The organism is Bacillus sp. AP8, assembly GCF_000321185.1.
In the GTDB taxonomy this organism is placed as follows: domain Bacteria; phylum Bacillota; class Bacilli; order Bacillales; family DSM-1321; genus Bacillus_AD; species Bacillus_AD massilioanorexius.
Genome location: NZ_CAPG01000029.1, coordinates 19,916 through 34,776, shown reverse-complemented (window position 1 = coordinate 34,776; position 14,861 = coordinate 19,916). Strand labels below are relative to the sequence as shown.

12 protein-coding genes and 1 pseudogene are annotated in these 14,861 nt (G+C 31.2%); 2 read left to right on the top strand and 11 right to left on the bottom strand.

What is annotated here, in order from left to right:
- Positions 1 to 121 precede the first annotated feature (121 nt).
- The 5 genes and pseudogenes from BN349_RS26865 to BN349_RS07340 form a co-directional block, all read right to left on the bottom strand.
- A pseudogene (locus BN349_RS26865) lies at positions 122 to 1,340 on the bottom strand (MDR family MFS transporter).
- A 120-nt stretch (positions 1,341 to 1,460) separates the two neighbouring features.
- Positions 1,461 to 1,841 carry a nucleotide excision repair endonuclease gene (locus tag BN349_RS07355; protein WP_026089221.1) on the bottom strand — a complete coding sequence of 127 codons (381 nt, stop codon included), beginning with the start codon at positions 1,839 to 1,841 and terminating at the stop codon, positions 1,461 to 1,463.
- A 95-nt stretch (positions 1,842 to 1,936) separates the two neighbouring features.
- Positions 1,937 to 4,528 carry a bifunctional lysylphosphatidylglycerol flippase/synthetase MprF gene (gene mprF, locus BN349_RS23585; protein ID WP_019241642.1) on the bottom strand — a complete coding sequence of 864 codons (2,592 nt, stop codon included), beginning with the start codon at positions 4,526 to 4,528 and terminating at the stop codon, positions 1,937 to 1,939.
- A gap of 250 nt (positions 4,529 to 4,778) precedes the next feature.
- Positions 4,779 to 5,384 (bottom strand): DedA family protein, encoded by a 606-nt coding sequence (locus tag BN349_RS07345; RefSeq protein WP_019241641.1) that lies wholly within the window; start codon positions 5,382 to 5,384, stop codon positions 4,779 to 4,781.
- 128 nt (positions 5,385 to 5,512) lie between these two features.
- Positions 5,513 to 6,475: a tyrosine recombinase XerC gene (locus BN349_RS07340; protein WP_019241640.1), complete on the bottom strand. Its 963-nt coding sequence runs from the start codon at positions 6,473 to 6,475 to the stop codon at positions 5,513 to 5,515.
- Positions 6,476 to 6,875: 400 nt separating this feature from the next.
- Between BN349_RS07340 and BN349_RS07335 the strand changes: the two genes are divergently transcribed.
- Positions 6,876 to 7,070, top strand: a complete 195-nt coding sequence (locus BN349_RS07335) for a hypothetical protein (protein WP_019241639.1) — start codon at positions 6,876 to 6,878, stop codon at positions 7,068 to 7,070.
- Positions 7,071 to 7,107: 37 nt separating this feature from the next.
- Positions 7,108 to 8,025: a DMT family transporter gene (locus BN349_RS07330; protein WP_019241638.1), complete on the top strand. Its 918-nt coding sequence runs from the start codon at positions 7,108 to 7,110 to the stop codon at positions 8,023 to 8,025.
- A 171-nt stretch (positions 8,026 to 8,196) separates the two neighbouring features.
- Here BN349_RS07330 and BN349_RS23580 read toward each other — a convergent pair whose 3' ends face one another.
- From BN349_RS23580 to BN349_RS07300, 6 genes are all read right to left on the bottom strand, one after another.
- On the bottom strand, positions 8,197 to 10,788 hold the full coding sequence (locus BN349_RS23580; RefSeq protein ID WP_019241637.1) for a cation-translocating P-type ATPase: 2,592 nt from the start codon (positions 10,786 to 10,788) through the stop codon (positions 8,197 to 8,199).
- A gap of 353 nt (positions 10,789 to 11,141) precedes the next feature.
- Positions 11,142 to 11,747, bottom strand: a complete 606-nt coding sequence (locus BN349_RS07320) for a YkyA family protein (protein WP_019241636.1) — start codon at positions 11,745 to 11,747, stop codon at positions 11,142 to 11,144.
- A 20-nt stretch (positions 11,748 to 11,767) separates the two neighbouring features.
- Positions 11,768 to 12,553, bottom strand: coding sequence for a polysaccharide deacetylase family protein (locus tag BN349_RS07315; RefSeq protein ID WP_019241635.1), 786 nt, complete (start codon positions 12,551 to 12,553; stop codon positions 11,768 to 11,770).
- Between the two features lie 171 nt (positions 12,554 to 12,724).
- Complete coding sequence (locus BN349_RS07310) at positions 12,725 to 13,066, bottom strand: hypothetical protein (protein WP_019241634.1); 342 nt, start codon at positions 13,064 to 13,066, stop codon at positions 12,725 to 12,727.
- A complete protein-coding gene (locus BN349_RS07305; protein WP_019241633.1) occupies positions 13,035 to 13,427 on the bottom strand; it encodes a hypothetical protein in 393 nt (130 codons plus the stop codon). Before BN349_RS07305 ends, BN349_RS07310 begins: the two co-directional genes overlap by 32 nt.
- Positions 13,428 to 13,442: 15 nt before the next feature.
- On the bottom strand, positions 13,443 to 14,861 hold the full coding sequence (locus BN349_RS07300; RefSeq protein ID WP_019241632.1) for a sensor histidine kinase: 1,419 nt from the start codon (positions 14,859 to 14,861) through the stop codon (positions 13,443 to 13,445).

Below are 14,861 nucleotides of genomic sequence, written 5' to 3'. Positions count from 1 at the left end.
ATTATATGAAGGATAAACGGAAGTATAAAATATGATAATCCCTTCTAAATTCTTATAATTCCGATTAGTTTTGTTTGTTATAATAGTAAGCCTTTTGTTTTTATTTGTCAATATTATCAAATTATTCAGAAGTTATACGAAGTGATGCCGCCTTTTCCCTTTTCATTTTTGCTGTGAACAGAAATGGACTACCTACTAAAGTTATGATGGCTATAATAATAAAAGTGAAATGAGAGCTAATGGAACCGAACATACCAAGCATAAATCCTCCTAATACAGGTCCAATCACTTGTCCTATTGAGTTAAAGCCCATGGCTCCAAAATACATTCCTTTAAGATGCGTTGGAGCAATTTCATCTACAAAATAATCTGTTACAGTAAAAATCAATACTTCGCCTATGGTGAATACAATCATACAAGCATATAATACCCAAGCTTGTTGTGCTAAAGAAATTCCAATTAATCCAATGGCTATCGATATTAAACCTAAATTCATAGAAGTCAAAGCGGAATATTTTTTACAAATAGAGAGTAAAGGATATTGAACAACAATCACCGTTATCGCATTTAAGACGAGCATAAAAGTAAATATTTTAACTTCATCCTGAAAAAATAGGACTACTAGATAAATATTGTGGCAAGGTAGAACCAAATTGTGAATAACCTATTACACCGCAAATAATACCAATAATCGAAAGTGAAAATATTCGATCTTTTTTTAATACCGAAAGTGCTTGAGTTAAAGTTGTCGGTAACGACGATTTCCCTTCAGATTGAATAGGATATCGTTTAAATAACAGTACTAATGAAAGAAAATATAAAAAATACATAATTGATGTTATATAAAAAGGCGTTGTTGTTGATGAACTCCCTAGCAATAATCCTAGTAATGGTCCAACTGCTACACCGACATTAATAGCTGTATAGCGGAAATTAAATATCAAAAGCTTATTTTTTTCTTCAGTAAAATCAGACATCAACGCTCTTGATGAAGGTTCAAAAAAGGATCGACAAGCTCCATTAAGTGCGCTACAAACAAAAAACATAATGACCGAATCAGAAAGTGCAAAACCGATAAAAACAATTGAATGCATAAATAAAGACATAAGTAATATAATTTTCCTTCCAAATCGGTCAGATAAGTACCCTCCTAAAAAACTTGTAAACACACCAATAAGTGAACTAATGCCAATAATCGCTCCTGTTAGTACTGGCGATATTCCTTTTTCTTTCGTTAAGTAAATAGCAAGAAACGGCATAACCATCGAACTGGTTAATCGTGCAAAAAATGTTCCAATTATGATGTTAACAACAAATGGATGCATACGTAATACCTTCATTACTTCACTCCTTTCTTTCCGAATGATTACACATTATAGCATGAAAATTCAGAAAGAAAGGAGATCGTAAATAAAAAAAGGCAGCTGACTACTAGAGTGTAATCAGCTGCCTTTTCCATTTTATTGATAAAAAACTTTATCGATATTATATTTAGCATGTAATTTATTGATAATATATGTTTCGTAAATTTCACGCTCCATTGGATCATCAACAATACAAACATCTATAGAATAAATCTCATCACGATATTTCTTCATAGGTGAAACATTATCTTCAAGATGTTTTTTAATACGCTGTCTTAACTTTCTAGCTTTCCCAACGAAAAGGAGTTCATCATGAATGTTATAAAACATAAAGATTCCACCTTTATCTCTTGGAATTTGATGCAAATCAATAAAACCATTGATACTAGGAATTTGTATATCACCAGGTTTTAAAATTTGTTTACGTTGTGTAATGCTAACATCTACTTCAGGTATTTCAATTTTAATCATGTTCAATCACGTCCTCTATATGTGTAAAGGTAAATGTTATCATATTTATTTAGTAAATGCTATAGTTCTTATTTAAATGATTCACTATATAAATGTGTAGATTAGCTCGGAAACTTCAATCTTCTATGAGTAAATCTAGGATTTTGATTTGGATTCTTTTCCTTATAACTATTCCCTTTAGATATCATCCTAGTAACTAAAATCATGGATGCAACTAATGTTTTATTTTTTCTGTAGGTTAGATACTTTCCCTGCCACTGTGGGTGATATTTCTCTTTAAATTTTCTTAAGCCACTAAAACTATACATATATCGAACGTTATTAAATACATTCGCAGCAATTCTCTCGGCAAAGAATGCGTCATTTTGAGTTCCAACATTTGATAGAGGTGCCATACCTAAATTAAAATAGTGGAAACCTTGTTCCTTAGCGTATTGAAACAAGTAAATGAGCATAGCATCCATTGTTCCAACTGGAGCGTCTGGTAAATAACGCATTAAATCGATTGAGAATTTCCCCTTTTCATACATTGGCATGATAGTAGCAAAAGCAATAGCTTCATTGTTTGCATTTCGAAGTATGGCAATCTGTGAAGCGTTGATATACGGGCGATTAAATTCTCCAATAGAAAAACCTTTTTCTTTCTTTTTGCCTAACCATTGTTTCGAAATCGATTGTAATTCTGCATACTCATCATCGTTTATGCTATCCTTGATTTGTAATTGATAAGCTTCGCGCTCAAATCGATTGAATGTCGCTCTTAAGCCGGCTTTTTTCTTACCACTAAGTGAAAATTCATCGATATTTACGTATGCTTCTTCTCCTAATTTGAAAAATTGATATCCAAAATCATGGTATAAATGCATGTTTTTCTGATCAATTTGATAAAAAACAACTAAATATCCCATTTGATTAGCTTGATTCATAAACTCAGTTAATACGGTTACATATGAAGAGGGATCACCACTAGGGTCTCCCAATACAATCAAACGGTTTCTATATTTTCTAAACAGAATTAACGCTTTTCCATCGCTTGAAAAGAACATTCGTTTATCACCCATAAAACCTAGATATGTTAATGAATTACCAATATGAGTTGTAAGAAATTGTTTAAAGCGTTGGCAATCGAATTCTTCTCCTATTTCTTTCTTTCTCAATCTATTAAATAGATAAGAACCACCAATCATAATGAACGGAACAAAAATAAGACTAAATACAGTCGATTCTATTACTTCAGAAAAACTTCTGAAATCCTCTGTATTCTCTAATGTCGATAAGATTGTGCCGAAATAAAAATAAAGAGCTAAAATAAGTAAACCTAAAATTATTACACGGATATAGTAAAAAAACGTTACAAGCATATCTTCTACAATAAATTGTTTATGAACACTTAACAATACTGCCAAAACGATCCCCAATAATATCACTTCATGATAGTCCAAAGATTTTGCTAGATGAGCAATTATCGTTAAGGATAAAGCAAAACTGACAAATAAGAATGATTTTCTTGTGCGATGAAAAATTCCTTTTATATTTAAAATTAAAATAACTGAGCATGTTAGTATGATGTTATAGCATAGATCAAATATCGCTTTATTAAATAAAGAATCATTCACTGGGACTATTAAGACAGATGTTATATTGAGCCATGCAGCATAAAGTACAAGGATACTTAGTGCCCAGTATCCAATTTTAGAGAGAATATCACGATATATAGCCCAAACGACTCCTGTCGTTTCAATGGCAGGACCAATAATGGGCTTATCCTCAACTTTTCTAATGGTAATGCCCGTATATTCAAATACGGTAAATAATAAAGCGATTAAGAAAGGAATGATGTAATAAACAATTCGATACAATAAAATGACTGACAAGATATCTTCCTCGGCTACGCCGTAATAGCTCATACCTAAAAGATAAGTTAAATCAAATGATCCAAATCCTCCAGGAACAAAACTGATTACCCCAACAATAGCAGAAATAATAAATATCCCCATTGCTATCCGCCAAGATAATTGAATATCAAACATTTGTAAAAGAATAATTAAGATAATGGCTGCAAATGCCCACTCTATAATGCTAGCTAAAGTAAAACGAATATTCATAGAAAAAAAAGAAATTTCTTGATCCTTACTTTTTACTTTCTTTCTATTTATATAGGCAAGTATAAAATAAAATGGTAAAAATAATGCCATACCGATTATAACGAAAAACATCCATGGTTTATCCATTAACAACTTAGTTGCAGGAAATACATGAAGCAATATTAGAATAGAAAAAAATGATAATCCATTTAACGCAGATGTTGTCATCCATGTGATAGATTGCATTAAATCTTTATGATGATTTGTATAGGAGCGATACGTAACATGTCGTAAACTGGCCCCGGCTAATCCACCAAAACCCATAATAGAATTAATAGAGCTAGCTATAAAAGCCGTTTTAATATACTTTTTCTTAGGAATAGTTATCTTCATAGCACGAACTAATGTATCATCGTATAACGACATAACTAGAACCGAAAGAGTACCAAAGATAACGATTACAATCATGTCAAACCTATTCAGATTAGCTGCAGTTTGTAGCACTTCCTTAATGGATATGTTACGGAGTTCTTCCTCAGCTCGATAGATGATATAAACGATTACACATATCGGGAAAAGAACTTTAAATATTTTTTTCAATGATTTCATATGTATTAAAACTCCTCTGACGAATGTTTGCTGCATTTTATGTGAGGCCCTATATAAATTTAAACCAAATATTTAGTATTTTGAAACGAATTTTATGTGTATTTACATAATTTAACCTATTCAACGATTGCAAAGCTAGAAAATGATAGAGGAGTATCTATTAAATGATACTCCTCTGCTTTTAATCATTAGAATTGAAATACTAGTTCATTCAAATAAAAAAACCGCTGTCTAACAACGGTTTTATCTACTAAGCATTTTGTTTCAACGTGATTTTTTTTCTATAAATAACAATAACACATATTGCTAGAACAATTAAGAGTGGAAGAAAAACCATCCATAACTGCTTTACATAAAATTCAACGAGCATCCATTTACTACCTAAAACATTACCTAGAATAATAAAAGTAGATACCCATACAATTGCACCGGAAAAGGCAAACAACGAAAATCTTTTAAAAGAATAACCATGTACTGCTGCTAAATAGGCCGTTATATGTCGTACTCCTGGAATGAAAAATCCAATAAACAGTAAATATGATCCCATTTTTTTAAATAACTTACCTGAGTAGTGAAGTCTTTTTTCAGTTATATGAATTTTATGTCCGAATTTTTTAATAAAGGGTAAACCAAGTTTATATCCTAAAAGGTAACTAACTGTTATCCCTCCCATAGCCCCTAAAATCGAAACAATTAATGATGGGAATAATAATAAATGACCTTGGTAAACTGTATAGCCAACATATGTTAACAAAATTTCATCAGGAATAGGCAGACCAACCATACCACCTATTAACGCTATCACAATTCCAAAATACGCAAAATGTTCTATTAAAAATGGGATGCTTAAATTCAATATCGTAGCACTTCCTTTATGAGCGAATCCTAAATCAAAATTGTTCAAAGAACACTATTTTCAGAATACCATTTTTTTCTTAGAAATCCTAATAAAATCATTAGTTAACATAATATTATTATGTTACATTAGAGGTTTAAAGGGTTGTTTTCTAATACATGTCGAATCTCTTTGTCCTCAACATGTGTGTAAATTTGTGTTGTTGATACACTAGCATGCCCAAGAATGTATTGCAAACTTCTAATATCTGCTCCATTTTTATATAGTAAGGTTGCTGAGGTATGTCTAAGTTTATGTGGGGATAGTTTTTCCTTGTTTAACCCAGATTGTAGATTAATGCTAGCAACAATCCGCTCCACACTTCTTCTTGAAATTCTCGTTCTCTTTTGAGATAAAAAAACGGCTTTTTCATTTTCAATTCCTGTCAATTGATTTCGCTCATGATTTATATAGTCCTCTAGTGCTGACAAGCAAGATTGGTTTAAAAAAATCGTTCGTTCCTTATCTCCTTTACCTATTATATGAATGCTATCGCCGTGAATGGATTGTAAATTTAAATTACAGAGCTCTGATACTCGTAAACCTAAATTCAAGAAAAAAGTGATAATACAAGTATTTCGATAATAATGATTGCCTTTTTGTATTCCTTCTAGAAAAATTTTTGTTTCTTGAATATTCATATAAATGGGTGTCTTCTTACCGATCTTTGGACTTTCTAATTCATCTGCTGGATTATACTCTAATAAGCGTCGTTTGACCGTAACATATTTAAAAAAAGATTTAATAGAAGCCACTTTTCTTGCCCTAGAATGGGCGCTATTATGTCTCACCACTTCACAGTACTCCAAAAATCCATATAAATCTTCTAATGTTATTTCTTTAATTGTTTCAATCGTCACATCTTGAATACTAATTTGCTCGATATTTTCTTTTGTCATTTCTTCCATGTCTTCATCTTGAGATGCTTTATAGTATCGGAGAAATAAAATTATATCATACTGATACTCTTTTCTTGTACGGGGGGATTTTCCTTTAATTGTTGTTAAGTAAATTAAAAAATCTTTCAGTAGTTTTGGAAGTTTTACCTTCATGTCCTTATCCTCCGTAAAAATCGTGTCGTATTGTCCAATTATACCATAAAAAAACGTCGCCAAATAGCAATTTGGCGACGTTTTTAATTATTTTGGCATCAACATAAACTTCAAAATACTTTCTCTATAAAATTTTTGTCTTTTTTCTGTATAATGATTTTTTAAAATTTATTATCTTGATCTTGATGTTGGGATTTTTTAACAAATAATGGATGTTGCTGAGGGGCTCTGTAGCAAAATTACTTTTACTTTACACTACTAGTTGTATTTGATTGCAACCTTATTTCAACTTAATATCTTTCAAATCTACCCTTATCAAATCTTAATTCATGACCAAAATAAGATTTGGTAGTATGATTAATACATTATATATATTTCAAAATGGAAATGAGGTGAAAATATGGCACAATGTACAGAATGTTTTGATGGAAAAGTAATTGATGAAAAGCATGAACAATATGAAAACCTCGATAATGAATTGATCCGATTAATAGATGGTGGGCAATTTTCATATTATGAAGCATTCAAGCGAGCTACAAGATTATACCCTGCTATTAAAGATTGTGAGTCTTGTAATGGAACCGGAGAAAAATAAAAAGAAATGATTGGTATATGTAAAGGTGAAACAACAAATGAATAAAAATTATCCTTATGTCCTACTAGTAGTTGCAAATATATTTTGGGGTGGAAATTTTGTACTCGGAAGTATTGGTAAGGAATACTTTCCTCCATTCACATTCGCTTTTTTGCGTTGGTTGATTGCATTTTTGGTTTTAACTCCCTTTTTGTTTCAAGCTTTTTTAAGAGATCGACAAGTATTATGGAATCATAAATGGATTATCTTACTAATGTCTGCTACAGGAGTAGCTGGTTATAATACACTCATTTATATTTCGTTACATTGGACAACTTCTATAAATGCAGCGGTTATCAATCCGATAACCCCCATATTTATAGCCATTTTATCAATCATTATTTTGTCTGAAAAAATTACAAGATCTCAAGTGTTAGGAATTATCTTTTCTATTATTGGAGTTTTATTTACTATATCTAGAGGTTCATTAGATAATATCACTTCATTCACTTTTAACAAAGGTGATTTACTTGTTCTCATTGCTGTTTTAATTTGGGCGCTGTATTCAATCTATGTAAAAAAATATGCGAATATTTTGCCAACTTACACTAGTTTTTATATAACTACGTTTATTGGTCTAATCATGCTAGCTCCATTTTTCCTATATGAAATGGCTCGTTCAACTCAGCATATAATATGGAATCCTACATCCATAAGTATTATCTTCTATGTAGGATTTTTTGCAGCAGTTATTGCTTTTTTATGTTGGAATAATGGCGTTGCCAAAGTAGGTGCTGCTAAAGCTGGAATATATTTAAACCTCTTGCCTATTTTTGCAGCTATCTTAGCTCCTTTATTAACAGATGAAGTAATAAGATGGTATCAAATTGTAGGTGGAGTTATTGTTATTTTTAGTGTTATTATTTCTTCACGAACAAAGAAAAGTCAACATAATGAAGTGAAAATAGCCGAATAAAGTAAATTCGTAAAAGGAAGATGTTTTGTCTAATTCCTATTCTCACCAATAAGAAATATTAATATGATTAAGATCGTAAAAACAGCTTTTTTACAAAATATTTCTAATTAAAGTGTAGGGGCTGTCAAAAAAAGTGAATAAAAATCACCTTTTGAACAGCCCTTTTCATCATTATTTACTTGTTCTTACACGAACCAACTTTGCTAATTCCATAATAATAACCGTAAGTAAAGCTAATCCAGCAGCAATAGACCAATTGTTAAATCCGAATGACGAAGGGATAGAGAATACGCTACGGACACCAGGCAGTATTGTAATGGCATATAAACATAAACATACTGCCACTGCACCGAATACATATTTATTACTAAAGAAGCCTAATTGAATAGCTGTTTGCCTATTAGATCGAGCAGCAAAAGTTTGTAAAGTACGTGCTAAGATCAAAGTTGTGAATGCCATAGCTACACTTACTTCAGCAGATTCCTTCATACCGATATATTGAGAGATGATTACAGCAATTCCTATAAGAGCCCCCCTTATTATAACGGCCTGCATCGTTCCACCTGCAAAAATGCCTTCTTTTAAATCTCTAGGCTTTCGTTTCATAATATCTGGCTCAGCTTTTTCCATTCCTAATGCAATGGCAGGTAAAGAGTCATTAACTAAATTAATAAATAACAGTTGTAACGCTGTGAAAGGATTCACCCAATTGAAGAAAAGCGCAAAAAGGATGGCTATGATAGCACCTAAATTACCAGCGAATAGGTAGGCAATTGATTTTTTTATATTATCAAATACGGTTCTACCAACACCAACAGCATTAACGATGGAAACAAAATTATCATCAGTTAAAATCATTGCAGCGGCATCCTTAGCTACATCCGTCCCGCTACCCATTGCTATCCCGATGTCAGCTTGTTTTAATGCTGGAGCATCATTTACACCGTCTCCAGTCATAGCGGTAATATTTCCTTTTTTCTGCCATGCCTTAACAATACGAATTTTATTTTCGGGGGAAACACGAGCATAGACTGAAATATGTTCTAATTTTTGATTTAGTTCTTCTTCTGTCATATTATCTAAATCAGGTCCCGTTACTGCTACATCTCCGTCATTCATTAAGCCAATGTCTCTACCTATGGCTTGAGCAGTTGTTTTATGATCGCCTGTAATCATAATAGTTCGTATTCCTGCTTGTTTCGATTCCTCCATTGAGGCATATACAGCTTCCCTAGGTGGATCTATCATGGCTGTAAGTCCAACTAGAACAAGATTATCTTCATCTTCTATAGTTACTGATGTTTGGTTATTCGGTATCTTTTTATACGCATAAGCTAAAACACGCAATGCTTTATTAGAAAAATCTTCATTGGCTTGATGGAAAGTATCTAAAATCTGTTGAGTTATGGGAACTTCAGAATTTTCTATCAACGCATGTGAACAACGATTGAATAAAACATCTGGTCCACCTTTTACAAGCATTGTTTTTTGCTCATCAAATATATGTATCGTAGACATCAGTTTCCGGTCGGAATCGAATGGAATTTCAGCCTGACGTGGAAACGTTTCTCTAATAGAATTTGCATTCAAGTTATTTTTTAAGCCGTATGTGAGAAGAGCAACTTCTGTAGGATCACCTAATTCATTGCCCTCTTCGTTAATCGTTGAATCATTACAAAGTATTGCGATATGCAATAACCATCGTTCACTATCCGTCCATTTCTGTTGATTTAAATCAAATTTATTGGTTTTGTTAATAGGTAAAAAGCAATCAACGACTGTCATTTTATTTTGTGTTAATGTTCCTGTCTTATCGGTACAAATAACCGTTGTAGAACCTAGTGTTTCAACTGCAGGTAGCTTTCGTATTATAGCATTTTGTTTTGCCATTTTATTCATTCCTACAGCTAATACGATTGTCACGATTGAGGATAAAGCCTCTGGTATAGCAGCTACTGCAACGGCCACGGCGAACATAAGAGCTTGTAAAACGGATGTTGTTAAGTCAGGTGTATTATTTTCCATTAACACTCGTCCTACTTCTACTGCAAAAATCAAAACACATAGAATCAATATGGCAATGCCTAGCTTCTTACTAAATCTTTCTAGTTTTTGTTGTAGTGGTGTTTGTTTAGCAGCAGCACTTTCGAGTAAATTAGCAATTTTTCCAATTTCTGTGTTTTCAGCAATATCGGTGACTACAAATGTTCCTCTGCCATACACAATCATTGAGCCGCTAAATACCATGTTTAAACGATCTCCAAGTGGTACTTTATTTTCTATAACAGAGATGTTTTTTTCAATAGCTATTGACTCTCCAGTTAGCATTCCTTCATCTACTTTTAAACTGCCTGAATCTATTAAACGGCCATCAGCAGGTACATAATCACCTGCTTCTAAATATACGAGATCACCTACAACTAATTCTCTTGCTGGAATATTTTGTTTAATCCCATCTCGTATAACTTTAGCTTCAGGTGCCGATAATTCACTTAATACCTCTAATGAGCTTTCGGCTTTTTTTGTCTGTACGACACTAATGATAGAGTTTATCACTAATACAAGGAAAATAATAACGGATTCAACAATTTCTCCTAAAGCTATCTGTACGCCAGCTGCAATGAGTAAAACAATGACCATTGGGTCCTTAAAGTTTTCTAAAAATAGCTTCCATAATGGCACCTTTTCTTTTGCTTCCAATTCATTAAACCCGAACGTCTCTTGTCTAATTTGAATTTCCTTCGTCGACAGACCATTTTCCATTACTTCCTGTTTGTTTTAATATTTGATCAATACTAGTTTGATACGAGTTCACAACTAATCTCCTTTCTATATCACATACATTTACAAATTTTCCGTATATTTATTAGTTTGTTTTTATGTAATAGTTTGTTTTCTAAAAACTTTGTTGTTTTTAATAACCTCAGTGCATCGTATAAAAAAGAAACTTAGCTTTTATTTTATTATATCAAAATAATTAATCGCTATATTTTTATCTATAAAAGTTAACGAAATATTATTAAAGTAAACAAATTTAGTTATATTTTTCATTCTAATAAAAACAACATCAGCAAATTTCTCAAAATAAAAGAGCACCTTATACAGTGCTCTTACTATTATATATTAATCTTATTATATTGATTTGTCATTTCGTTGAATTCTTTTACTAGATTTGTTACTTCTTTGCCAACTTCATTTATGACATCAATATTATTAGATACAACCTTTAACTCTGAACCTTTCATTAATGAGCTGTACAATTCCTTCTCAAGATCTAATAAATAATCATATTTATCTAACGTTTTTACATAGATTGCTTGTCTATCCATAAATGTTTTATGAAGATTTTTTATTTTGTTATTTTGTTCGTTATCCTTCAATTTATTTAACATTTTTTCTGTATCTTTTAATTGATTATCCACTAAAGCAACGTTTGATTTCTCTTTATCTATTAACTTCTTACTATCTGAAATCACAGCTAAAACTTGATTAATTTTATCTGTCACATTTGAAATGTTATCTCTACCTTCTTCCATAATAATGGTAAAGAGGTCCTCTTCATCTTTGTTTAATTCCTTAAACAAAATTTGCTGTTTCGATTGTTGCAATGCGTTATTTACTATTTCTTCGTGTCTTTCTAAATATTTTTCTGCATAATTGCTACATCCACTTAATAGAAGACTAAAGATAATACCAACCGTTAAAACATATATTTTTTTCATATTTACTCTCCCGAAATCTCTTAAATTCTTTTATCTTTTGTAAAGTTTGCCATGAAATGCTTTGACTCCTCATAAACAGCAAACTCATAACCGGCTGCTTCAATTGTTTCAATGATTTGAGGTAATGCTTCAATTGTTCCTTTTTTGTCGTGAATTAAAATGATTTCAACTGGTTTGTCTAACTGGCGTTTTATCTCCGCCACTATTTGCGAGGGGTTATTTTGGTGTCTCCAATCATTTGAATCAATAGACCAATCCCATGTTTTTAATCCAGCCTGCGCCACTTGATCTCTTAATTTCTCAGATAATCCGGGGCTAGATCCATATGGAGAGCGGAATAGTACAGGTTCTTCCCCAGTGATTTCAGTGATTAACTTTTGCGTTTCTTTCATTTCTTTTACAATCTGACCTTGTGTATATAATTTGTTATAATTATGAGTCATAGAGTGCATTCCTACATAATCGCCACGTTCATAAAATTGTTTAACGTATTGAGGATATAATTTAATATTGCTCCCAATTAAAAAGAAAGTAGCAGGTACATTATATTGATCCAATATTTTGATCAATTGATCAGAGTATTTAGATGGACCATCATCAATCGTTAGAAACGCTATCTTTCGATATTGTCCGTTAAATACCAAAGGTGCATTCTTTTGTTTTTGATTGTATTCAATTGTAGGTAAAGAAATGAGATTTTGCTTTTGTTTTTTTGTAGCTGCTTCTGATGGTAATGGATTTAATAATCCACAAAGAACCACACCTGATAATATAGTTGCTGCCAATTTACTTTTTCTTTTTTTCATTTTTCTATCCTCTTCCTCTTTGTAAAACTTTTACGATAAACACATAATACTATTTAATTATATTGAAATAACATCGAACTTGTAAATAAGTTGTAAAACATAAAAAATATTTTAAAATGATCAATGTAAGTTACAAATAAATAAAAGCAATTCTACTTTGTAGAACTGCCTTTAAATTCCTTCTAATTTTGACAAAACACCTTTTGCATAGTAATTAATTTTTGGGGAGGTTTCAAAAATAAAAACATATAATAATTCATTTTCGACATTTTTATACGTATATAAATAGCCTGGCTGATACTCTAACTGAGCTTCTTTTTTTTCCACAAGTTCGGTTGGGGTTTTTTCTATATTTTGTATAAAATTATCGATTATTGTTTTTCCTGAATCAACAGATGTATGAATACGTTCGGTGTTACTACCGTCCACAGGATAGTAATCAAATTTTAATACATCCCCTGTTTTTGCAGAAAGTGCTAATTTAAAGGCCTTTATTATAAGACCGTATTTCATTATTTACGAATGTCACAATATAGTAGCCATTCTTCACATCTTCAATCTCTTTTTTGCTAAATTGAGTAAGAACTTTATTTATATATTCTTTACTATAATAGCTCATCCAAGTAGAATCGATATAATCAACATAACTGATGAATTTATCTAAATATATTTTTTGATCATAAGCATCTTCTAACCATTGTAGAGCTTTAATTTTTATTTCTTGTTCAGATAATATCGATGGTTTTTTCACTGTATCATTTATATCAATCTTCTCTATTACTACCTCATTTTTTTTAATTGGTAATGAAAGATCACTACAAGCTGTAAGGAATATTCCAACTAGAAAGATAAGACTAATACGAATATAATTCATTTATTTCTCCTACCATTATTTAGAATCAAAAAGTAAAGTAACAACTGTTCCTTTTCCTACTTCACTTTCAATCATGATGCTACCATGATGAATATCCATAATTCGTTTGCAAATAGCTAACCCTAACCCCGCACCATTATTATTTCTCGTTCTCGATTTATTGACCATAAAAAATGGTTCAAATACGTTTTTTATATGTTCTCTAGGGATACCACAACCATAGTCCTTAACTTCAATTTTAAAATCCTTATTATTTACATGAATTTCAATTGTTGTCCCTTCAGGAGAAGCTTTAATACTATTCGTAACTAAATTAGAAATAACAATTTTTATTAATTCTCTTTCCATATCAACTTTAAAATCTTTTCCTTCGATAAGTAAGTTCATATTTTTTTCGTTTAAATATGGGGTGATAGCTCCTTTAATATCAAGAATGACATCTAATATCGATTCATTTTTTAGCAATACATTTTCATCTTTATCTAATAAACGCATTAAGTGTGAAGCTAAGTCTTCAAGACGTTTACCTTCTTTGTATATATAATGCAGCCCTTCATTGAAAATCTTTTCATCATATTTAGTTTTCCTTAACAAATCAGAATAACCGATAATGGAGGTGAGAGGTGTTTTTAATTCATGGGTTAAATTATTTATAAATCTTTGTTTTTCTTCATTGTTTTTTTTTAATTCATTAATCTTCTCTTCAATCATGTCTGACATAGTATTAAAATGCTTTGCCAGTATAGCAAACTCATCTTTGGTTTGAACTCGAACTTTTTCTGAAAAATGACCTTTGGATATTCGTTTGGTTGCATCGATAAGATGATGAATAGGACGTGTTATGTAGCTACTTACAAAAAACATCATAACAACAAATAGTATTGTGGCAGCAAAATCAATTTTTAAAAATAATGAATAGTCATTTTTACGATCTTTAAAAACAGGTGATATATCGCGAATATAAGTTAAAATATAGTCCTCTTTTTCTATAGTAATGAGGTTTGAAATAAAAATATATGTTTTGTCATCTATATCTCGTATGATATAATGCCTAGTGTTTTCTTTTAAGTCTTCTATTTCCTTACGATTCGTGGGTATTTTAAAGGGAGCATTACTATATAAAATGGCCCCCTCTTTATCCATTACCTCTACAATTGCTTCATTTTTGCTGTTACTTTCAATATAGTTTTTTATAGAATTAGAAATGAGATTTTCCATTGAATATATATTGGTTGAATACAACTGCATCTGAGTATACAGAGGGATACTGACATTTAATCCTGAATAAAAACTAAATTGCTCTGCGAGGGCTAATTGAATATCATTATTAAGCATAGTACGGTATTTTTTTTCAATGATAAAGATATTAGTGGTATTAAAGATAATAAAAAAGATTAACACCGAAAAAATATATACCTTTTGCCAAATTTTCAT